This is a genomic window from Rhizobium brockwellii, assembly GCF_000769405.2.
GTDB classification, from domain to species: Bacteria; Pseudomonadota; Alphaproteobacteria; order Rhizobiales; family Rhizobiaceae; genus Rhizobium; species Rhizobium brockwellii.
In genome coordinates this window covers 3,502,643-3,525,000 of the sequence record NZ_CP053439.1, presented here as the reverse complement: position 1 = coordinate 3,525,000, position 22,358 = coordinate 3,502,643, and the positions used below count along the sequence as shown (strand labels likewise).

At 57.3% G+C, this 22,358-nt stretch carries 16 protein-coding genes, 1 tRNA gene and 2 rRNA genes (1 of these 19 cut by a window edge); 10 read left to right on the top strand and 9 right to left on the bottom strand.

Annotated features, from left to right (window positions below; translation table 11 throughout):
- The 3 genes from RLCC275e_RS17470 to RLCC275e_RS17460 form a co-directional block, all read left to right on the top strand.
- Nucleotides 1-1,115 (top strand): 23S ribosomal RNA (locus RLCC275e_RS17470); it begins 1,828 nt to the left of the window's first position.
- A gap of 220 nt (nt 1,116-1,335) precedes the next feature.
- Nucleotides 1,336-1,450, top strand: a 5S ribosomal RNA gene (rrf, locus tag RLCC275e_RS17465).
- A gap of 209 nt (nt 1,451-1,659) precedes the next feature.
- A tRNA-Met gene (locus RLCC275e_RS17460) sits at nt 1,660-1,736 on the top strand.
- A 903-nt stretch (nt 1,737-2,639) separates the two neighbouring features.
- Here the strand turns inward: RLCC275e_RS17460 and RLCC275e_RS17455 are convergent.
- Both RLCC275e_RS17455 and RLCC275e_RS17450 read right to left on the bottom strand, forming a co-directional pair.
- On the bottom strand, nt 2,640-3,638 hold the full coding sequence (locus RLCC275e_RS17455; protein WP_003562077.1) for an ABC transporter permease: 999 nt from the start codon (nt 3,636-3,638) through the stop codon (nt 2,640-2,642).
- Nucleotides 3,639-3,678: 40 nt separating this feature from the next.
- Nucleotides 3,679-4,419: an ATP-binding cassette domain-containing protein gene (locus tag RLCC275e_RS17450; RefSeq protein WP_032987312.1), complete on the bottom strand. Its 741-nt coding sequence runs from the start codon at nt 4,417-4,419 to the stop codon at nt 3,679-3,681.
- 259 nt (nt 4,420-4,678) lie between these two features.
- Between RLCC275e_RS17450 and RLCC275e_RS17445 the strand changes: the two genes are divergently transcribed.
- The 3 genes from RLCC275e_RS17445 (at nt 4,679) to RLCC275e_RS17435 (ending at nt 7,671) form a co-directional block, all read left to right on the top strand.
- On the top strand, nt 4,679-5,659 hold the full coding sequence (locus RLCC275e_RS17445) for an NAD-dependent epimerase/dehydratase family protein (protein WP_033179917.1): 981 nt from the start codon (nt 4,679-4,681) through the stop codon (nt 5,657-5,659).
- A 48-nt stretch (nt 5,660-5,707) separates the two neighbouring features.
- Nucleotides 5,708-6,694, top strand: a complete 987-nt coding sequence (locus RLCC275e_RS17440; protein WP_033179918.1) for a substrate-binding domain-containing protein — start codon at nt 5,708-5,710, stop codon at nt 6,692-6,694.
- 194 nt (nt 6,695-6,888) lie between these two features.
- A complete protein-coding gene (locus tag RLCC275e_RS17435) occupies nt 6,889-7,671 on the top strand; it encodes a FadR/GntR family transcriptional regulator (RefSeq protein WP_033179919.1) in 783 nt (260 codons plus the stop codon).
- 95 nt (nt 7,672-7,766) lie between these two features.
- Here RLCC275e_RS17435 and RLCC275e_RS17430 read toward each other — a convergent pair whose 3' ends face one another.
- Nucleotides 7,767-9,560 (bottom strand): adenylate/guanylate cyclase domain-containing protein, encoded by a 1,794-nt coding sequence (locus RLCC275e_RS17430; RefSeq protein WP_033179920.1) that lies wholly within the window; start codon nt 9,558-9,560, stop codon nt 7,767-7,769.
- Nucleotides 9,561-9,707: 147 nt separating this feature from the next.
- Nucleotides 9,708-12,026, bottom strand: a complete 2,319-nt coding sequence (locus RLCC275e_RS17425) for a membrane-bound PQQ-dependent dehydrogenase, glucose/quinate/shikimate family (RefSeq protein ID WP_033179921.1) — start codon at nt 12,024-12,026, stop codon at nt 9,708-9,710.
- A gap of 143 nt (nt 12,027-12,169) precedes the next feature.
- Between RLCC275e_RS17425 and RLCC275e_RS17420 the strand changes: the two genes are divergently transcribed.
- Nucleotides 12,170-13,390, top strand: a complete 1,221-nt coding sequence (locus tag RLCC275e_RS17420) for an acyltransferase family protein (RefSeq protein ID WP_171816890.1) — start codon at nt 12,170-12,172, stop codon at nt 13,388-13,390.
- 589 nt (nt 13,391-13,979) lie between these two features.
- Complete coding sequence (locus RLCC275e_RS17415; protein WP_003562067.1) at nt 13,980-14,276, top strand: hypothetical protein; 297 nt, start codon at nt 13,980-13,982, stop codon at nt 14,274-14,276.
- A gap of 149 nt (nt 14,277-14,425) precedes the next feature.
- On the opposite strand, the gene RLCC275e_RS17410 is transcribed toward RLCC275e_RS17415, so the two are convergent.
- On the bottom strand, nt 14,426-15,082 hold the full coding sequence (locus tag RLCC275e_RS17410; protein WP_033179922.1) for a sugar transferase: 657 nt from the start codon (nt 15,080-15,082) through the stop codon (nt 14,426-14,428).
- A 453-nt stretch (nt 15,083-15,535) separates the two neighbouring features.
- Here RLCC275e_RS17410 and RLCC275e_RS17405 point away from each other — a divergent pair, with 453 nt between their 5' ends.
- Nucleotides 15,536-16,285 (top strand): Crp/Fnr family transcriptional regulator, encoded by a 750-nt coding sequence (locus RLCC275e_RS17405; RefSeq protein WP_033179923.1) that lies wholly within the window; start codon nt 15,536-15,538, stop codon nt 16,283-16,285.
- A 185-nt stretch (nt 16,286-16,470) separates the two neighbouring features.
- Here the strand turns inward: RLCC275e_RS17405 and RLCC275e_RS17400 are convergent, their stop codons facing one another.
- Together RLCC275e_RS17400 and RLCC275e_RS17395 are read right to left on the bottom strand one after the other, a co-directional pair.
- Nucleotides 16,471-17,493, bottom strand: a complete 1,023-nt coding sequence (locus RLCC275e_RS17400) for a glycosyltransferase family 2 protein (protein WP_033179924.1) — start codon at nt 17,491-17,493, stop codon at nt 16,471-16,473.
- Nucleotides 17,494-17,670: 177 nt separating this feature from the next.
- Nucleotides 17,671-18,582 carry a glycosyltransferase family 8 protein gene (locus RLCC275e_RS17395; RefSeq protein WP_033179925.1) on the bottom strand — a complete coding sequence of 304 codons (912 nt, stop codon included), beginning with the start codon at nt 18,580-18,582 and terminating at the stop codon, nt 17,671-17,673.
- A 308-nt stretch (nt 18,583-18,890) separates the two neighbouring features.
- Between RLCC275e_RS17395 and RLCC275e_RS17390 the strand changes: the two genes are divergently transcribed.
- Nucleotides 18,891-19,190, top strand: coding sequence for a hypothetical protein (locus tag RLCC275e_RS17390; RefSeq protein ID WP_033179926.1), 300 nt, complete (start codon nt 18,891-18,893; stop codon nt 19,188-19,190).
- Between the two features lie 188 nt (nt 19,191-19,378).
- Here RLCC275e_RS17390 and RLCC275e_RS17385 read toward each other — a convergent pair whose 3' ends face one another.
- Together RLCC275e_RS17385 and RLCC275e_RS17380 are read right to left on the bottom strand one after the other, a co-directional pair.
- Nucleotides 19,379-20,845 (bottom strand): hypothetical protein, encoded by a 1,467-nt coding sequence (locus RLCC275e_RS17385; protein WP_033179927.1) that lies wholly within the window; start codon nt 20,843-20,845, stop codon nt 19,379-19,381.
- A gap of 123 nt (nt 20,846-20,968) precedes the next feature.
- Entirely contained in the window at nt 20,969-22,354 is a 1,386-nt protein-coding gene (locus RLCC275e_RS17380) for a polysaccharide biosynthesis/export family protein (protein WP_033179928.1), read from the bottom strand.
- Between the last annotated feature and the right edge of the window lie 4 nt (nt 22,355-22,358).

The window sequence follows — 22,358 nt, the reverse complement described above, 5'->3', positions numbered from 1 at the left end:
GGGTAGCGACTGTTTATCAAAAACACAGGGCTCTGCGAAGTCGCAAGACGACGTATAGGGTCTGACGCCTGCCCGGTGCTGGAAGGTTAAGAGGAGAGGTGCAAGCTTTGAATCGAAGCCCCAGTAAACGGCGGCCGTAACTATAACGGTCCTAAGGTAGCGAAATTCCTTGTCGGGTAAGTTCCGACCTGCACGAATGGCGTAACGACTTCCCCGCTGTCTCCAACATAGACTCAGTGAAATTGAATTCCCCGTGAAGATGCGGGGTTCCTGCGGTCAGACGGAAAGACCCCGTGCACCTTTACTATAGCTTTACACTGGCATTCGTGTCGGCATGTGTAGGATAGGTGGTAGGCTTTGAAGCGGGGACGCCAGTTTCCGTGGAGCCATCCTTGAAATACCACCCTTATCGTCATGGATGTCTAACCGCGGCCCGTCATCCGGGTCCGGGACAGTGTATGGTGGGTAGTTTGACTGGGGCGGTCGCCTCCGAAAGAGTAACGGAGGCGCGCGATGGTGGGCTCAGACCGGTCGGAAATCGGTCGTCGAGTGCAATGGCATAAGCCCGCCTGACTGCGAGACTGACAAGTCGAGCAGAGACGAAAGTCGGTCATAGTGATCCGGTGGTCCCGCGTGGAAGGGCCATCGCTCAACGGATAAAAGGTACGCCGGGGATAACAGGCTGATGACCCCCAAGAGTCCATATCGACGGGGTTGTTTGGCACCTCGATGTCGGCTCATCGCATCCTGGGGCTGGAGCAGGTCCCAAGGGTTTGGCTGTTCGCCAATTAAAGCGGTACGTGAGCTGGGTTCAGAACGTCGTGAGACAGTTCGGTCCCTATCTGCCGTGGGTGTAGGAATATTGACAGGATCTGTCCCTAGTACGAGAGGACCGGGATGGACATATCTCTGGTGGACCTGTTGTCCTGCCAAGGGCATAGCAGGGTAGCTACATATGGACGGGATAACCGCTGAAGGCATCTAAGCGGGAAACCCACCTGAAAACGAGTATTCCCTATCAGAGCCGTGGAAGACGACCACGTTGATAGGCCGGGTGTGGAAGTGCGGCAACGCATGAAGCTTACCGGTACTAATAGCTCGATTGGCTTGATCGTTCTCATTGACTATGCTCATCGAACTTCGTTCGATGTGCCAGACCTTTGTCCTGACGCGCCAATGGCGCTGCGGACGGCCCGCCAAACGATTGGCGACGGGCCTCTGGCCTGTATGGGTGCCACAAGCACCCGCAGCCGGAAGAGATCGAAAGACGTGTTCAAAAAAGAAAACAGGCTAACGCCTGCCAGCTTCTCAAAACATATAGTTGCGCTTTGCCGACCTGGTGGTTATGGCGGGGTGGCTGCACCCGTTCCCTTTCCGAACACGGCCGTGAAACGCCCCTGCGCCCATGGTACTTCGTCTTAAGACGCGGGAGAGTAGGTCGCTGCCAGGTCTGCAAAGCGCAACTAATCAATCTTCTCATCACAAAACAAACGGCCCAAAGCCGAAACAAAGGGCCGCTCACAAGCGGCCTTTCGTGTTAAAATGCATCAGCAGGAAAACACGAGACAAATTGCAAAAAGCAATTTGCTCGGGCAGTAAGAGTAAACCGCCAAAGCAGTTTACTCAGACGCGACAAATCCCTTCGGGATTTGCGCTAGGCGCGGGGTGGAGCAGCCCGGTAGCTCGTCAGGCTCATAACCTGAAGGCCGCAGGTTCAAATCCTGCCCCCGCAACCAAATCCCCTTCCAAAAATCAAGACGCTCCTCGTGGAGCAGCCCACTCGGCGGGCAATCGATTCACTGGATCGATTGCTTATCCGCCTCGCCTCGTCAGGCTCATAACCTGAAGGCCGCAGGTTCAAATCCTGCCCCCGCAACCAAATCCCATAAAAACAATACGCAAAAACCCGCCTCGTGCGGGCTTTTTGTTTGGTAACGGATCGAGGAGTTAACGCATCTTCAGGGGCCCGCAAGAAGGCGTAGCCGACGCAGCCGGACAGAAAACTACAAAGCCTGAAACCAAAACCAAACCTTCTCTTAGATGCTCCCAAGCCCCTGTCATGCAGGGGCTTTTTGCGTCGCCAGAACAGAGCAATATCGCTGGCGCGAAGACTTCATCTTCGCTGGCGATGGTAGCTCCTCGTCCCGCGGACCATAGCCTGAAGGGTGAGCGGTCGCTCGGGCCTGCCCGATAAAACAGTCCAGTGGACTGTTTTAAGACCCGAACGGGACAAAGCCTGCCCCCGCAACCAAACCTTACCTTATAGACGACTATAGACACACAAAAGCCCGCCACGTGCGGGCTTTTGTGTGTCTAGTCTACAGTACATCGCAGCAACAATCGTCAATGCAGACGCGGTCGGCGTCGCTCGCTGAGCTGCCGTCGCCGGTTCCACCGGGCGATGGTCTCCGGCACTAGGTCCGTCTTGCGTGCGGCGGGCTCCTCACTCATGCGGAGCCGTTCAAGGGCGGCACCCGCGTTGGCGGCACAATCGAGTGCGGCTGGATTGATTGAACGCGGCCGCTCTTGGCGCGGGCGCGAACCGCAGAGCGTTTAATAGGACACGCTTCGGGACAATCTAACAAATCCGGTTACTCACTCAAACTCAAGACCAGCGTGCTCTCAAGGGCCGGATTCGCCTACTCGCCCTGCCGCAAGTTGCGAAGTCGATCGAAAAGGACGGCGAGCACGATTGCCCCACCGATAAAGCAGCCCTGCCAGAACGCGTTGATGCCAAGCAGGCCAAGACTGTTGCGGATGATTTCGATGAGTGCGGCGCCGACCAAGGCTCCAAAGGCGGTGCCGACGCCGCCGGCCAGATTGGCTCCGCCGATAACCGCGGCGGCAATGACCTGAAGTTCCATCCCGGCGCCGATATTTGTGGTGACGGCGCCGAGCCAGCCGGTTTGAATGATGCCGGCAACCCCCGCCGAGAGGGCAGAAATCATATAGACGATGACCTTGATCCTCGGCACTGGAACCCCCGTCAGTGTCGCGGCGTGCTCATTGCCGCCGATCGCAAAGACATAGCGGCCGAACTTGGTCCAGCGCAGCACGAAACCGGTAATGAGTGCCAGTACGACCATGTAAAGCACTGGATTGGCGATGCCAAAAACCCAGGCGCCGCCACCCAGAGCCAGTAGTTTGTCGTGATCAGGCCCGAACTCAAAAACGACAGTGTTGTTTGATGCAACCATCGCAAGGCTGCGCGCAATCGACAACATGCCGAGTGTGACGACGAAAGGCGGGAAGCCGAGATAGGCAATCAAGACGCCGTTGAAAGCTCCGACCAACAGAGCAGTACCGATTGAGGCGGCGATGCCGACTTCAATGCTATAGCCCGCGTGCATGACCACCGCCAGCACCATGCTGCACAGGCAAAGTACGGAGCCAACGGACAAATCGATGCCGCCGGTGATGATGACCAGCGTCATGCCCAGCGCGATAATTGCGACGAAGGTGACGTTGCGGGTGATGTTGTAGATGTTCTTCGCCGTCGCAAAGGAGTCCGTCGCCAGCGACAGAAAAATGCAGGCGAGAATGACTGCAATCAGCACCCAGAATGTCTGGCCGCTCATGATCGTTGCGAGCCAGCTCCGTTGCTTCTGTCCGATCGTTTGGTCAAGTGTAATCGCCATCGTCGACCTACTTCCTTCCTGTTGCAACGGATAGCATCGATCACACCTGTTCGATGGCGCCGGTGATCAGTCCCGTTACTTCCTCCGGCGAACTTGCCGCAATCTGCTTGTCGGCTACTTTTCTGCCTCGCCGCATCACGATCACGCGGTCGGCGACCGAAAAGACGTCGGGCATGCGGTGGCTGATCAGGACAACGACAATGCCCCGGTCCCGCAACTGGCGGATCAGATTCAGAACCTCAGCCACCTGGCGCACGGAAATGGCTGCGGTCGGTTCGTCCATCAATACGATTTTCGCTTCCGACAGCATCGTGCGGCCGATCGCGACCGCTTGGCGCTGGCCACCTGACATTTGCTTGACGAGATCGCGCGCCCGCGTCTCGGATTTAAGCTCGCGAAATATCTCGCCGGCGCGCTTGTACATGCTCTTGTGATCGAGGATGCGAAGAGGCCATACGCCGCGGCGCAATTCTCGTCCGAGGAACACGTTCGCTGCCGCCGTCAGATTGTTGCAGAGCGCCAAATCCTGGTGAACGATCTCAATGCCATGCTGGCGTGCTTCCTTTGGCCGATGAAGCACGAGATCGGCGCCGTCGAGCCGCATGGTTCCATGGCTCGGCCGGAAGTTGCCGGCAATCATCTTCACCAGGGTGGACTTGCCAGCCCCGTTGTCGCCCATCAGGCCGACAACCTGCCCCGCTTCGAGTGAAAACGAAACATCGTTGACTGCCTGGATGGCGCCGAAATGTTTGGAAATATTGATGAGCTCAAGAACCGCCACCAGCCTCACCGCCTCCCAAAACCTGCGGGCTATCCATCGCACCGAACCCTGCTTGTCTTGAAGGCAAGGCGCCGGCGAGTTCACTTTTCCAGTATCCTCCCAGGAAAAGCGATTGCGAGCATTTACGCAAAACCCTGCGACAGCGTCAACTCATTGTCCCGGCAATTGGCCTTATTGTCGCAAAAATCTGTTTTGTCAGACAAATATCATTTGACGAGGGTGGCGCTCGGATATTAGCTATCAATGGGGGAGAAACTGTATGCTGATCCTTGTGACCGGTGCGACGGGCAAGGTCGGGCGGCGCTTCATTGCTGGGCTGCTTGACGATCCGAGATTTTCCAAAGCCCGTATTCGTGCGCTTTGTCATAATCGTTTGTACGAGGCGACCGACCGTGTCGATGTCTTCCAAGGCTCGATCGCCGATCGGGATGTCGTGGCAAAGGCGCTGGATGACGTTACCCATGTCGTGCATCTCGCCACATGCAAGGAAACGCCTGAAGACATCATGGATGTCACGGTCAAAGGTCTCTTTTGGCTGCTCGAGGAGTTCCGTACGAGCGTCACCGCACGCCAGTTCATCCTGATCGGCGGTGATGCGGGTGTGGGACATTTCCACTATCGCCACGACGGCCCGATCACCGAGAACGCCCGCCATTGTGCCTATCCGGGAAGCTATGCGCTCTCCAAAGTCCTGGAAGAGGTCATGCTGGAGCAGTTTGGCATTCAGTATGGCCTCAATGGCTGTTGTCTGCGCGCGCCCTGGATCATGGAAAAGGACGATTTCAAGTATTCGCTGTCTTTTGGAGACGACGTCTTTGGCGGTCCGGACTGGAAGACGCTCGTTCCGGAAGACGCGGCGCGGCGGTATGCGGCGATGGGTACGGTGCCGCTGCTGCTCGATGCTGACGGTCGTCCGCTGAAACGCAACTTCGTTCATGTCGACGACCTTGTATCGGCAATACTGGCAGCGATCGACAACCCGCGGGCGGAGCGGCAGCTCTTCAATATCTGCATGGATCGCCCCGTCGACTATGCTGAAGTCGCCGCCTATCTCTTGCGCACGCGCAATCTCGGCTCTGTCGACATACCAAGCCGCTTCCATTCCAATTGGATGGACAACAGCAAGGCGAAATACCTGCTGGATTGGCAGCCAAACTACGATCTCGAAATGCTTATCAACGCGGCCTGGCAATATGAGCGTTCGAAGGAGGAGCCTCGCATCGTCTGGTATCCGGGTTGATTTCGTGTGGCGGGCACGCGGTGTCCGTCTGTTTCAAGGGAGGAAACTATGAGGAAGGCATTACTACTTACAGTCGCAGTTTTAGCACTGACCGCCGGGCAGGCCTTGGCCAAGAAGCAACTCGTCATCGTCGTCAAAGGCCTCGACAATCCGTTCTTCGAAGCAATCAATCAAGGTTGCCAGAAATGGAACAAGGAGAACCCCACGGCGGAATACGAATGCTTCTACACCGGTCCCGCATCGACATCCGATGAAGCCGGCGAAGCGCAGATCGTTCAGGATATGTTGGGCAAGGCGGACACGGCTGCAATCGCAATCTCGCCGTCAAATGCAAAGCTGATCGCCCAGACCTTGAAGACGGCCAATCCGACGGTTCCGGTGATGACGCTCGATGCCGATCTTGCCGCCGAGGATGCAGCGTTGCGCAAGACCTATCTCGGCACCGACAACTATCTGATGGGCGCCCGCATCGGCGAATACATCAAGAAGGGCAAGCCGAAGGGCGGCAAGATCTGCACGATCGAAGGCAATCCGGGAGCGGACAATATTCTACGCCGCGCACAAGGAATGCGCGACACGCTTACTGGCCAGAAAGGCTTGACCGCGCTGAAAGGCGAGGGTGGCTGGACCGAGGTCGCCGGCTGCCCGGTGTTCACCAATGACGACGGTGCCAAGGGCGTTCAGGCAATGACCGATATCCTCGCGGCCAATCCCGACTTGGACGCATTCGGCATTATGGGTGGCTGGCCATTGTTCGGCGCACCGCAACCCTATCGCGACCTGTTCAAGCCGATGGCCGACAAGATCGCCAGCAACGATTTCGTCATTGGTGCCGCCGACACGATCGGCGACGAGGTCGCCATTGCGAAGGAAGGATTGGTGACGGCGCTCGTCGGCCAGCGGCCATTCGAGATGGGCTACAAGGCACCGTCGGTGATGATGGATCTGATTGCCGGCAAGCCGGTTGAAGATCCGGTCTTCACCGGGCTCGATGAGTGCACGAAGGATACAGTCGACACCTGCATTCAAAAGTAGGTTCACGGTTGGCGCACCCGGTTCAAAGGGTGCGCCAACTGTCGTGACGAGACGGATCGAGAGATCCGCTGGGCTTGACGCGCCCTGAATTCCACGCTTTGTGCCGGCGTCAATCGCAGGCGACTTCCTCGTTATTACGATTGTTTTGATCATACGTGCAGACAGTCGAAAGAATGCTGAGGCAGTAGAAGTAAATGCCTGACAAAAAATCGGGAAAGCCAACGGCTGCGGTCGAAGTGGTGATGGTTGACCGCTCTGCCACCACAAGGCGCCCAAATTCTCCCCGCATGACTGGGGCGAGTGTTCATGTGTCTTTGGCAGGCGAGATCGGTCTGCGAATCGTGCGCGGCGACTATCCTCCGGGCACGATCCTGCCAAATGAGGCAAAGTGGTCGGAAGTCTTTGACGTCAGCCGATCGGCGGTGCGCGAAGCGATCAAGATGCTGATGGCCAAGGGCCTGCTTTCTTCCCGCCCGAAAATCGGCAGTTGGGTCGAACCCAAGGAACGTTGGAACCTGCTGGATCGAGATGTCTTGGGCTGGTATGCGGCATCTCCCGATCGTGAATCCTTTCTGAGGGCCGTGCAAGAACTCAGGCATATGATCGAGCCGGAAGCGACGGCACTTGCTGCGGAGCGCCGAACTGAGGAGCAGATGACCGCGATCAGTCAGGCCCTGCATGACATGGATCAGGCGACATCGCTCCAGCAGCGAACAGAATCCGATGCACGATTTCATATCGCGATCTTGCGCGCCTCGGGAAATGATCTGTTGGTGCCGCTCGGCGTCTTGATCGAATCGGCGCTGAACCACCTCTTCGCCCATGTCACGCGGGAGGAAGACAACTTGCGGTATGCACTGAAACTTCATGAAAATATTGAGAAAAACATTCGATTGCAGCGACCGAACATGGCGCGCAACGCAGTCCGCAAGGCGCTGGCAAATACCGACGACATCATAGCCCGGTGGTCACGATAGACGTTTGCAGCCGGCGGGCTGAGGAAACGGTCGCCAGTCCCGCGTGCACGCTTCCGTCAAAGAATGAGCTATCCTCCGTATCGTCTCGACGGCCTTCAGCATAGACCAAGATCCGTCATAGTAAGTCCCGCCTTACGGAGTCCTTCCACGCGGTTGTTAAAGTCCTCGGGGTTTCGAAATGGAAGGACGCGGCGGCGGCGTTCTACAGAGAAATCAGGATTGATCCGGAGCGCCTTCTCCCAGGCCTTCCGGCTCTCCTCCGGCCGGCCGAGGTGGCCGTAGCATGAGGCAAGCAGGGCGTAGGCGGTCTCCGATTGGGAATTTTGTTGGAGCCGCTGCTCGATGGCTGAAATCGCTTGTTCATATTCGCCGAGAGAAAAGTGCGCATCGGCGCGAAATTGGAAGAGAATTTCCGGATGGTGCGGGTCAAACCGCATCGATGCATCGAGTGTTTCCAGGGCGCCAGCGGGATCGCCGGAGAATATCTGGATATGGGCCATCAGCAACAGGAGCTCGGCGGAGTTGGGCTGTAGCGCGAGGCCCTGCTGCACTTCTGCCCGCGCCCGGTCCAGCTCCCGGTTCCACATGCAAGCCATGCCCAGTGCGAAACGGCCGTTGGGCTGTTCCTCGGCCATCTCCACGGCCTGTTGCGCGAGATCCATCCCGATCCGCAGCGAGCCTTCCGGATCGGTGCTCCAGGCGTTGACGTAGTCGAGCACGTGGGTGAAGGAAATGAGGGCCTGGGCGGCGGCATATTGCGGATCGATGGCCAGGGCGTCGGCCGCCAGGCTGCGGGCGGCTCTATTTCCGGTTCGGGTATGGGCCGACGCCTGCTCGCGGCCACGTAATAACAACTCGTAAGCGTCGACATTGAGTGCGCGCCCTTGGGCTAATCGATCCTGGTCGCTGTGCGTGAGGTTCAGCTTGAGTGCGGCTACGATCTCCTGCGTGAGCTCATCCTGAACCGCGAAAATGTCGGTGAGGTCGCGATCGAACCGGCTGGCCCAGATATGTCCGCCGTTGCTGGCGTCGATCAATTGGGCGGTGACACGCACGCGGTTGCCGGCCTTGCGGACGCTGCCTTCGAGGACATAACGGACGCCGAGCGCCTTGGCCATCTCAGGCACGGAGGCTGTTACATTCTTGTAGACGAAGGATGAGTTGCGGGCGATCACGTGCAATTCGGACAGCTTCGAGAGATCGGTGATGATGTCCTCGCTGATACCGTCGGAGAAATACTCCTGTTCGGCATCGCCGCTCATGTTGTTGAACGCCAGTACGGCGATGGACGGCTTGTCGGGAACGGTAGCAGCCGGAGGCATTTTCGTTGCGTCCGGTTGCGCTTGTCGTGCTGGGTTGGGTGGAGGGACGGCTCCGATCTGAAGTGAATAAACCCGCATCGGCTCAGCGATATTCTTGAGAGGGATTTGACCGAGATCGGTTACGGCAAGATCAAGCCGCGCTCTCACCTGGCGGTAGGCATCTTCGGAGAGACAGATGGCGCCGGGCTTGGCAACTCCCTCCAACCGCGCGGCGATATTGACGCCGTCGCCCATCAAGTCGCCGTCACTCTCCTCGACTACATCGCCCAGATGGATCCCCACCCGGAACTCGATGCGATGCTCTGGCGGCACGCCGATATTGCGCTCGACCATGGCAGTCTGCACTTCGATCGCGCAACGCACGGCGTCCACGACGCTGCGAAACTCGATGAGGCTTCCGTCACCGGTACGCTTGACCACACGGCCATTGTGCACGGCAATTGTTGGATCGACCAGGTCGCTGCGCAGCGTTCTCAGCCGCGCCAGGATGCGATCCTCGTCCGCACCGGCGAGGCGGCTGTAGCCGACCACATCTGCGACCAGGATCGCCGCAAGTTTTCGCGTCACGCTCGTAAGTCCCAATTCCTCGTCGGATCAAAGTAACACAGTGTGACCGGCAACGCCGTCAAATCCGACTGCCGACGCTGAGAAGCCGTCCGGTGGCGGGTTGCTTGGACTTGACGATGATCGGTGAAGCCACCGCGATACCCGCGGCTAATCTCTGTCTTTCAAAGAGAAGGCAAGCACGTAGTCGCCGACGTCCTTCGAATAGGGTGCGCCGCCAACCGATATCAGGACATATTGCTTGCCTGTTTTCGGTGAGACGTAGGTCATGGGCGTTGCGCTCGAGCCGACCGGCAGGGGATATCTCCAGAGCTCGGCACCGTTCTCGGCGTCATAGGCACGCATATAATAGTCCTGGAAGCCGGCGAAGAAGACGACGCCGCCGGCGGTCGCCGACGTGCCGGCGTAGCTCGGCAGGCCCATCGGCATAGGCAGTTTGGTTTTGATCTTGAACGGCCCGAGTTCTTCGGCAGTGCCGGCCGGAACCTGCCACGCGATCTTGCGGGTGTTCAGATCCACTGCGGTGACGGTACCGAAGGGTGGTTGCGTGCAGGGAACGCGGAGCCTCGATGTCCACATCTCGGTGGCCATGGCGTAAGGCGTACCGCGCTGCGGGGCGGAGGGGCCGTGCGCGGTCGTGGTGAGGGCAAAGTCGACATATTCCTCGCGTGGGATGAGTGCGAAGAGACTGGGGACGCGGATATCGTTCATGAAGATCCGGTTGTTGGGCAGGTCGACCGATACGCTTCCCCAATTGAGGCCACCCAGATTTCCCGGCTGCTGGATCGCATACTGCGTCCCGATCGGGGTGAAATCGCCGTCATAGCGCATTTTGCGGAAGGCGATGCGGCATGCCAGCTGATCGAACATCGTCAGGCCCCAGGCCGTCTGCTCCGTCACGCGCTCCGCACCGATTGTCGGCATGCCGACGGAGTAGGGCTGCGTCGGGGAGAGTTTCTCTTCCGGCGCGCCGCCTTGCTGCGGCACCGGTTTCTCCTGAACTTCGGCAAGCGGTGTGCCGGTTCGGCGGTCGAGGAGAAAAAGCTGTCCGCGTTTGGTGGTCTGCAGCAGAGCAGGCACGGTGGCGCCATTGCCGTCAGGCAGGTCGATCAGGACCGGTTGGGCCGGCAGATCATAGTCCCAGATGTCGTGATGCACGGTCTGGAATTTCCATTTTTCCCGACCCGTCGTCACATCGAGCGCCACCAATGTCGCATTGTATTGATCGGCGAAGGCAGGGCGATTGACGCCATAATAATCCGGCGTGGTATTGCCGAGCGGTGCATAGATAAGGCCAAGCTTGTCGTCGAATGCGGCCGTCGTCCACATGTTGGGCGTGGCCCGTGTATAAGTCTGGCCCGCCGGCGGAAGTTTGGTGATCTCAGGATTGCCGAGATCCCATGCCCATTCGAGTTCGCCGGTGACCACGTTGAACGCACGGATGACGCCCGAGGGTTCGCCGACCTCCTGATTGTCCGTGACCCAACCTCCGACGACGATCAGGTTGCGGGCAATCAGTGGTGCTGATGTCTGGAAATAATAGCCTGGTTTGACTTCACCCATGCCCTGCGAAAGCTGCACGGTGCCATTGTCCCCGAAGTCCCTGCAGGGCGCGCCGGTCCTGCTGTCGATCTCCAGGAGACGGGCGTCAATCGTCGTTTGCACCAGGCGCTCATTACAAAGACCATCGGCGGACTGGGCTTCCTGCGGCATCTTATAGTAACCGAGACCGCGGCAGCGTTGCCAATAAGGCGCCGTCGCCTTGGGATCGAAAGTCCAGCGGGGTTTGCCGGTATCTGCATCGAGCGCTGCGATCACATCTGTCGGCGTGCAGGTGTAGACCGTGTCGCCGATCTGCAGCGGCGTGTTCTGATCGGCGCCATCGCCTTTTCCGGTGCGATATGTCCAGGCGAGATCGAGCTTGGAAACATTGCCGCGGTTGATCTGGTCGAACGGGGAATAACGATCTCCTGCCGTGGTGCGGCCATAGGATGTCCAGTCGGAGGGAGAGTTGTCGCCCTTGGCGGTTTTATAGGCGGTGATGTCGGCGGAGGGGTGGATGATCCCATGCGGCACGAAGCTGAGACCGAAACCCGCGACAAAGATGAGAGCGGTCACCAAGGCGCCGCCATAAAAGAGCTTTCGGTTGGCGGTCGGGGAAAGCGATGGTGCAAAGGCAAGGGCAAAGCCCGCAAGCGCGATAGGGGACATCAAGCGGGCAAAAAGCGCCCAAAAATTGAACCCCGACTCCCAAAGCGCCCAGGGAAGGGTGAAAATGGCGACAAGCAGGACGATGAGCCCACCTGACGTTTTCCGGCGCCATAGCAGAAGCGCCGCAACCAGATAGGCAAGCCCGACGATGGCGTAATATGGCGAGCCGCCGAGGCGCAGCAGCCAGGCGCCGCCAACGATCAGCCCCAATCCGATAGAGGCGAGCACAATACAGAACAGGGTGGCCAGAAATTTCATAGTTTCCTCATCCAATCCGCCGCCCGATCATCTGGATTCCAAACTCCGACCGTCGCATGGCCCTCGGGAAGCACAAGGCCATGGGTTGATGGTCAGAGACGCGTCTTCGGGAGAGGGCTGCTCTCTCGTTCAATTTTTACCTGATGTACCTGTGGTCACTGACACGCGGCCCCGACCCGGCAATGATGCCGCCGCCGCAATGCGGCAACGGCTTGCCATTCCAAATCGAGTCAATACTTCTGAAAGGGGCACAGATGGTTCTCGGCGAAAAGCTTGATCTAGCGAACGGGCGACCGACAGGATTCGACTATATGCGATTACTGTTAGCCTTTTCAGTGCTTTGGATACACACGGCCCGCGTCACCTATGGCGACGACCTGTTTCTTTGGGAGTCGTCATTCCGTCCATTTATCAAATCAGTGCTGCCCATGTTCTTTGTCCTGAGCGGGTTCCTGGTGGCCGGCAGTCTTGAACGATCGAAGACATTGATCTCCTTTCTCGGTAATCGATTTATCCGGATCTACCCCGCTCTCGCGGTAGAGGTATTGTTGGCTGCCTTTATACTCGGAGCGATCTACACTGAGTATGACCTGCGTGACTATTTCACCGATCCTCAGTTCTTTACATATCTGATGAATGTCACAGGGCACATTCACTTCAATCTTCCCGGGGTATTCCTGGATAATCCTGACGCCGCAATGGTGAACGGGCAGCTCTGGACGGTGCCCTTCGAGCTTGAGTGCTATGCCGTGATCGCCGTTCTCTTCCTACTCGGCGTGGTCAGGCGGCGGGTGATTGCCCTTATCGCCACGCCGGCGTTGATCATAGCCTTCGGTATTGCAAGATATTGGAAACATGAAAGCGATTGGGCAACCATGCCGACGACCGCGTCGGGCAATCTGCTCATTTGTGCTTTTCTTGTGGGGGTGACCTTCTATCTCTACAAGGACAAGGTTCTTTGGGATATCCGAATTTTCCTCGCCTCTGTGGCAATGATATTGTGGGCCTACTGGTTCACCTCCTTTGGGGACTTCATTGCCATTCCGGCCATGGGATATGTCACGGTCTTCCTTGGTCTTACCTCGCCCCGCAAGCTCGGCGTCCTGCGTGGGGCCGACTACTCCTATGGCGTCTTCCTCTATGGCTATCCGATCCAACAGGCGTTCATAGCGCTTGGCCCCTGGGCGCATAACTGGTGGTTGAACGGCATCGTCTGCAGCATTGTTGCCGCTTGCTTTGCCGCATTCTCGTGGAGATTCATCGAAAAGCCGGCGTTGAAATTGAGGAAACAAGTCACCTGGCTGGAAAACCTCAGTCTCCAACGCGGCGTAAAGCGGCAACTGGCGGGCGCGGTCTCGAAATAAGGTTTGTCGATCTCGGCCTCGAGGCTGGCAATTCCATCGCAGGTGCTCAACCGGCAAGGAGATCAGCAGGGCTCGCCATAGCGGCGGGCCCTGCTTCGTTGTTGCGTGCCGATCACCTCAGATAAATATCCGGGTCCATCGTAGGGCCGAGTTTTCCATAGGCTGCTGAACCTTGATGCCGTCGATGTCACGCTTGCCGGACGAGCGTAAGCCCGATCGTTGCCAGCGCATATGCGCTCGAGCGTAAGCCTATGGCCAAACTCATCTTTTCAGGAACAACAAATGAACGTTCAATTCGGCGGGAGAACGCCGTAGCTGCATTGCTCGCTCCTGTATAAGCCTCCGATAGCTAAATCTTTCTGACTGCAACATCCAAGGATTTCTTGGGTTTAGTCGGCAGAACGGCCCTGCTGGATGAATAGTCGAATATTCTTCGGCATTGTTCCGTCGACTTGTTGGGCCGGTATTAGCAATATTTTAACCGTAATAGGTAAAATACTTTGATCGGACTTCGTTTCGACTTCGGGTTTTGTCATGTCATCGAGGGCTGACGGTGGCTTGAAGGAGGTGTGAAGAGAGGATCAGAATAATGCTGAAGAGCACGCTCGTCGTGATTGCCGTCTCTATCGCCGCCGGAGCGACCATTCGCGCCTCGGCCTTTGCAATCTTTGCATTTCTGGTGGTCACGGCCTTGGGCGGCGTGATCCTGCTGAAAGGTTCCTCCTTGACGGAGGCGCTCGTTTCCTGCGTCGAAGTGCTTGTATTGATGGAGATATGCTATCTGGCGGGTCTATTCGCCTTCTCCTTGTGGCATATTCAAAAGCGCCGGAAAAAGAACTCCATCACTGAGCGCTCCCATGTTACGGGCAAGCGTCCTCATGGGTAATGACATGACCGACGCGGCAGTATGCACGGCTGCGCTATGTCAGGGTGCAAAGCGCGTCACGATCTTTTAGGTTCACTTGCCACGCCTTAGTCTCTGGTTTTGCGCATGTCTTTATCGCAAAACCGCACCACAGTTTTGCGCGACATGCTTTAGGAATCCGCTTTGGGCAGCAACGCGTGCCGGAAAAGCAGCGCCGACAGCGTTTTTGCCATGATCACGAAATCCAGCGTGAGCGTCCATTTGGACAAATATTCGACGTCGAGGGAAATTCCATTCCGATAGCTGACGTCGTTGTGCCCGCTGGTTTGCCAATGGCCAGTCAGGCCGGGACGGACGGCCATGTAGGCATAGGCATGTTCACCGTAACGCGGCAGCTCTTCTTTGGTAATTGCACGAGGCCCGACGAGGCTCATTTGACCTAGCAACACGTTAATCAGTTGCGGGAGCTTGTCGAGGCTCGATCGCCTCAAAATATCGCCGACGACCGTGACGTGCGCGTCGGTCGTTGCGTCGGATCCTATGGTCCGAAACTTGAGGCAACGAAACTCTTTTCCCTTATAACCGATCCTGCGATGGGAATTGAAAACAGGGCCCCAATCACTTAGCGTGACGATGACTGCCGCCGATAGAAGGAGCGGCGACAGAAAGAATAAGAAACTTGCCGCAATGATAATGTCCAATGCGCGCTTCAGAATTCTGCTGATCGGACGGGGTTGTGATGAATTGAATGGACGCCTTTCCTGTCGAGCCCTGGCGATATCCCGCCAAAGTCCGGTTGGGTTGATGCCCTGATTTTTCCCCGCCACCCGCGTCTCCGTTAGACGAATTCCAGAAATCACAAACAAAGCTTTGTTTTAATGCAAGTTTGATGTCTGTGACCGCGGTCATAGTCATGAATAAATTCTTTATACTCTAAAGAAAGTCTTGAGAATATTAAAATTATTACCGTTTGTTTTGACTATATATCATCGGTGTTATTTAGCTTTATTTTAAAAATCGGTATTGTTATTATACTTGTTAGGTTTATTCTGCGGTTGAGTAATTGTCATAAATTGTATAAAAATCGTCATACAGCCTCAAAGACTTGTCTGAGATAGAATTCAATATGAATTTCATGATATATAAAAATGAGGATTATTCATAATAATGTATAGTTTGAACACGAAGTTTTTATTTTATTACTGTTTGACTTTCTAATTTAACCTATTACGAATGTCGCTCCAGATAATAAGTTATTTAGTCTGCGTGGAGTTGTGCGTATGGACGGGGTGATCAGCACCAGAGACAACAGACCTAGAGGAAACGCAGCGCGAACAGGCGAAGCGGTTACTTGCGGGTCTGCAGGTATTGTTTACGACGGCCGGGCGGATTTGGATCACGAGTTCCCGTTTTGCCGCTCGAGTGTTCGAAAGTTTCGCCGCGGTGAGATTATTGCCGGCGCTGGCGTCGTCCTCGACATGTTCGCCCGCGTACAGCGCGGAATGGTGAGCGCAAGCACCCCGCTTGCCGATGGACGAGAGTTTATCGTGGAAATCGTTCCGAAAGGCGGCTTGATCGGCGAATTGGAGGTGCTCCGCAAGCAGTCTCTCAGCCTGGAATATCGGGCCTCGTCGGATTGCGAACTGCATTACTTCGACGGTCGGTTGCTGCGGGACCTGTGCGCGAACGATCCGCAATTTCAGGTGAAGATCCTGTCGAAAGCGCTGGCACGTGTTTCCGAACTCGAACTGCGGATCATTTCCAATGCAGGATCGAGTCTAAGGCAGAGACTTGCCCGAACGCTGCTGCGTCTTTCTGCCCTCTACCGAATGGATGCGCAAAATAGCGGCGACGAGCTGATCATCTCCCAGCATGAGCTGGCCGCAACACTGCCGGCGTCGCGTGAAAAGGTCAACCAATGCCTGCGGCGCTTGCGCGAGAGCAAAGTGGTCGACGGAACACAGGGCAAAATCCGCATTCTCAATCGGAAGGCGCTGGAGGCTTATGCCGAGGGGGCGGGTCTCGCCTGAGGCGTCGCTACGATAAAAAGCGGAACGGCAGAAAGCTTCGACAAAACCCGCCGCCGGCGGGTTTTGTGGTTGATGACACTGCGAGTAGTAGTCAGACGAAGCAGGCTGAAAGATCAGGTTTGCGTGTTGGCTTTTGTCTTTATACTCGTCGTCCCAAAACCGCTGCCCATTTTGGCGCGGCATACTTAGACTTCGCTCTCGGAAGCATTCTTCCAGTATTTCCAGCCTTCACCCTGTATGAGCCCGTGATCGGACAGGTCCTTCCAGCTTCTGTAGGTGCCCGTATCGTCATAGACGAAGTCCTCCATGTCCTCGGCTGAGGAGTATACGGTATATTCTTCCGTATGTTGGGACCGGTGTGCCGCATCGGCGACCTTGTGCACGAAGGTCGACAGGAACTTAAAATGCAGAAGGGCGCCGGATACGCCGAGTGCTCCGCGCATGTCGCCCAAGTTCAGGGAGAGCGGCCAGACCTGGTGCGATGATCTGAGAAACAGACGTTCCCCACCCACGTAGACGAGGGGTATCTTGTTGAGCGCGGGGCCGTCCCAGAGGCGCTCCTTGAAATAGACGCGTCCGCGAACGCCGCCCTTGATCCATATCGTCCGGCTGCGCCTGTCGAAATGCGAGACATAACCTGACCGGTCGAAGAGATTGCAGACCTCCAGCGGATTGCGGCCGGGTTCGCATACGTTTTCGAGAACGGGATGCGGGCTGTACATATCGACCATGACCGCGCGGAGGGAGCGGCCGCCCACGGAGTCGATGTAGGCGGTCAATTGATCGATCGGTCGGGTGTCGCAATGCGGATAGACGAGAAACTCATCGGCATCGACGTAAAGAACCCACTTTTCCTGGCAGTGCCGGTTGATGACTTCGTTGATCCAGTCGTTTCCGAACCTAGCTGCCTTGTAGGACCCGTGGGCCGAAACAAGGGAGACATCCTCGAAGCTGGACAACAGTTCCGCCGTGCCGTCCGTCGATCCGTTGTCGATGCAGATGAAATGCTCGATGCCGAGATCGCGGTAATATTGCAGGAAGAAAGCCAGCCGGTGCACTTCGTCGCGGATAACGCAGATGACGACGTGGCGTGCCTGCTTCAGCCCGCCGCGCATCAAATCGTAATGGACTTGCTTGGCCTTTAGAGACCGGCGAAAGCGGGCCTTTGCGTAATGCGAGATGCTGGCGACAGAGGCACTGAGGGTCATAGTCCGTCCTGAATATTCATGCCGGCGAAGGAACGCCCTTATCAATTCCTGGAATGAAGGAAGATCTGCGCTTCCGCCCGCAGTCTGCCTGGTTGACCGCCGAGCTGCAAAGCAATTCCGGCCGTTGGCAGGCCGCGGTTGTGCGGGAGGCGATGATCACGGACCAAAGCTGCATCATCATACGACATAGTCGCCAACCAGCAGGCTCTGGACTCGGGGATTGGGTCCGTCCCTCTGGATCGTGTGTTTGATGCGCTCGCGCATCGACCGATATTTGTACAGCATTTTTCGGTCGAAGGTGATTCCGCGATAGAGCGCGTTATAGGCCGGATGCGCTTTGCGCAGATCGACATAGACTTGGCTTTCCATGTCTGTCCACGGAAAGAAGGTTCCATGCCACGGCTTCGGATGCGCCATATAATGGACAATCGACAGGGAGGACATGGTCACGAGATGAAGGAACTGCTTGGGAAAGTTCCAGCGGTTCGATATGAGGATGAGCGAGGAGCCGGAGACATAGTTCAATGCGCCCTGGTCGTGTCTGCCGTCGCAGGCCTCGGGATTCTTCACAAAAAGCTCGAACGCCTCCTGCCCGATCCAGCCGTTGCGATTGAATTTCAGGACGCCTGTGTTGAAATAGTGGCTATCCTTTCCCGCGTTGAGGAAGTCGGCTATCGCAAGGTAGTCACGCGCCGCGAAAAACTTGCCTTCAGGCACGACGGTAGTTTCAAACTCACCGAGATCGCTGACGATCTGCGTATCTCCGTCGAGGTAGATGATCTGGGTGTAGTGAGCAGGCAGGACATCGCAAAGAACCAGCTTGGCCATTGCGCTGACACTGATGCGCCTGCTGAAATGCGAGCCATCGAGCTTGCTGAGCGACGTCTGCAGCGCTTCGGTCGCGTCGATCAGTTCGACCCCGCTCGCTGCGAGCACGGCTTTCAATTCTGCGAAGTTATCCAGAGGTTCCGACAGCAGAACGCAGACATCGGTCGCGGGGCTTGCGAATTTGCGAGCCTGAAGCGCCGAGAGAATGGTCGGAAATGAATACTCGACATCCGTGACGTAGACGACGCACTGGTTGTTCATGTCATCACCTTTCCGATTGTGCGCAATACAAGTGAATCGGTATTGTCTTTGCGAGGCGAGGGACCAGTTGTGAATTGAGCCGACGGGTCTGTCATATGAAGGCCCTGTTCGGTATATATAGGCCAGCATCCAGTGCGCCGGTGCTGAATCGGTGTCGGGCTGTCGGCGGCTTTTGTATGTTTCATTGTTGAGATATTCGCCATGAAGAGTGCCTTGCCTGTCATAAGGCTATGTTTCGACATGTTGTTTTGCGGTACGGCGGTTGGTGTCGGGACCCTTGTCGGAATGCGGGGGGAAGGGGGATTTTCATGTTGATCACCACACTCGGGGCAGCCGTGATTTCCATCGCTGCCGGGGCTTCCATCCGCGCCTGGGCTTTCGCAATTTTTGCAATCCTGGTGGCAATCGGCTTCGGCGGGGTGGCTTTTGCCGGCGGGTCTTCGATGATCGCGGCCCTGCTCTCCGGTATCGCCATCCTCGTGCTCATGGAAATCGGCTATCTGGGAGGCGTGTTCCTGTCGGGGCTTTTGCGGCGCAATGCCAGGCTGCGCGAAAACAATTCCGTTGCAGATAGCGTCGCGACCACCAGCGAGCGCCCGCAAGGCTGACGGCGACATAAAACCCGCAGCATTGCCTTCTGCGACTGGCCTCGCAGGACGGCGTTTGTCCGATGGACTGCATTTACAGGCGATGCTTGAACGATGCGGTGCGGTCGGCCGGCTTCGGCCTAATGCGGGCACGCCGATGGCTCGACGAGATTGCCATCCCGCGCCGTGGCGCAGTTCCAAAGCGGGCGTCATCGTGTTGAAAACATCGGCGCTCTCATCAGAGATGTCGATGTCTCCAGCGGGGTTCGATTAGCAAGCGATCGGGTCGCGCGCCGGGGGGAGGTATTGGTTGCCAGGCAGCCGGCTGCCAGACCCGCCGAGGTGCTGAACAGCAAACCGAGATCGGTGCCGCTTCCTGAGATCGCCGCCGAGGTGATCTGGGCGATGGATGCCATCACGGCGGCGTTTCCGATCGCGTGCGTCTCCCGGTCGCCGGACACGTGCCGGCCAGATGCCCTCACAAGGCTGTACAGGAAGGCGGCGAAGAGAAGCGTACCGGTCAATCCGACGTTGGACAGCAATGCCGCGATGAAACTCGATGCTCGAACCGTGCCGAGCCCGGCGCCGAAGGTGGCAGTATCGATAAATGCGATCAATGCCAGTGTATTCCAGGCAGTGCGTTCTTCGCCGGATTGCGACTGGAGTTTATCCGACACGGTGGTGTTCACGAGACCGGCAATGGAATCCCACGCATCGGGCATAAGACTGAGCGCGGTGATGGCGCAGGGTATCAAGAAAAGCGTGATGACAAGGAAAGTCGCATGCGGCGCCGTGGCCGGGCCGCTGATCACTCGTTTCAGGCAGAACAGCACGAGCATGGAGAGGACGAAAAGACCTGCGACATAAGCGGTTGTCGATGTGCACAGAACGATCGTCGGGCCGATGAGGATAGTTGCAAGCCCTGCTATGCGGCTTTGAACGCGCTCCAGCCACAGCAGAAGCGTGAAGGAGAAATAGGCCAATGCGACGGCGCCGTAAATGCTCGCTTCAGGAAAGGGACCAACGATGCGCTTGAAGCCGTTGATCGCCTCCGCCGTATGCATCGTGTAATTCGCATTTCTGATGACATCGAGCAGTTGGGACTCGCCGATCATGAACGTTCCCATATCGATCAGCGCGAAGGCGAAACATACCAGCGATGCTACGATTAACTGCTTCGCAATGAAACGGGCATATCCGAGCCTGGCAAGCGCGGAGACCACGACAAAGCAGGCGAGGTCTCCGAGCAGATAGACAGACTGGCTAAGGTTGGACGAACCAGGCGACAGGGGAGCGGCCACCGTCGACATCATGCCCGTGCTGTCTCGCGCAGAGGAGTAGACGAGGGTCGCGCCTGCAAAGATGCGCGGCAAAAAGAAAGACGATGCCACCGAAAACAGGATGTAGGCGGCAAACCAGAAACCGGGACCCGGATAGGCCATGCTGGCTAGCATCGCCTGTGTTTGAGCCGGGCGCAACAGGGCGGCCACTACGAGAAAAAGCACGAGAAGATGGCTCGGCTGGATGCTGCTGCCGCCTAGCGCGGGCAATTGCAGAGCCGCTGCCGCTCCGAAGAGCGTCGACAGGCAAAGGGTCGTGATCGCAAAACGCGCGCCGTTGACCATGCTGAGCAGGCCAAGTAGCAGAACGATGAAGCCGATCGGTTCTATCGACATGCTTCAGATCCCGATCCGGACGGAGCGGCGGAGGCATCGGGTTTGCCGAAAACCGGCATCCGCCTTCCGACGCAATGCCCGAGGCGGAAGCCGCCAGCTGTCGTCAATGGTCACGGCCGCCCCCTAATTCGATCCCGTCTGGGATATCCAGCCGGGAGCCGTTTGATTGTCGCCTGCTACATCAGACAGCGGGACTGCCAAGCTTTGCTGCTGTGGCGCGGACTGTAACTGCAGCGTAGGCGACGACGTCTGGAGATCCGTGTCGATGCCGATTTCGACGACATCATGCGGCCGCAAGTTGGTCGTCTCGTCCGCCTCAATATTGCGATAAGTGCCATCGTCGTTGCGGCGCACGATCCTGTAGTTCTTCTGCGCTCTGCCAAGACCCGGCGTGTCCATGTTCATCTGGGCGAGTTGAGCGCTGTAGCCAGCCTGCTCGCCGAGAAGCTGGGCCACTTGAATGTCGATCGCCGCCCTGCCGATCGCGAGATTGACCTGGTTCAGCAGTTCCTGGTTTTCACTGTTCTGCCGATTGACGATATTGATCTTCGAACGATCGGCTTCGCTGAGCCCCTGGCGAGCCGTAGTCAGGGCGACTTCGAGATCGATCAGGGTGCCTTGTGCATCCGCGACCCCGCGGTCGACCGAGACCTGACGGGAATTGCTGGCTAGGCCCTTGCTCACCAGGCTGTTGACATTATCCAGTTCCTTTTGCGCGAGGTCGATCTGCCGCTTTTGCGAATTGATCTTGGCCTCGAGCGACTGGACCTGCTGGCCGTAGAGACGGGTGAGGTCGCTCGCCGCATCGATCTGGCTTTCAATATCGACACGTCGCAGCCGCATCAGGTTCAATTCCTGCGCCTTCAGCTTGTCTATATCGGGCGCTCCGGCGAGTTCGGCGGGGATCTCGAAACTTTGTTCGCCGGCGATTTCGGCGCGCAACCGCGCCTGACGCATCAGAAGATCGCGCCGGTTGAGAATGGCCGTTCGATAGGCGCCGGCAGCCTGGATCCGGTCGCGCTCGAAGACGGTATTCTCCTCGCGCTCGCGAAGGAAGCCGCCGGCGATGCTGACGGCCTTCATGACCGTCATATCGGCCTCAAAAGCATAGCGCCCGGGGGTCTGCACCGTCCCGGTCACGAAAATCGGCGCATGCTGGGCAATTTCCACGGCGATGAATGGCTTTCCAGGCAGTTCTGCCTTTTCGGCGAGCGCAGTGGCGATCGCATCGGAAACCTGTTCCGTCGTCTTCCCGATCGCTTGCACCTGGCCGGCGATCGGGATTGCCAGATTGCCGGCATCATCGACTGTATATGTCCCGCCGAGTGCTTCCCAGCTGGCATACCGGGAATCCGACGATCGCCATTCGACGACACGCAGTCTCACCTGATCTTCAGGCACGAGGGTATAGTTTTCCGCATGGGCGACGCTCCAGCCGGTCACGCAGGAAAATACCAGCAAGGCAAGGGCGGCGGAGATGAGGCGATCGGACAAGAATGTGCGCTGCATTGTC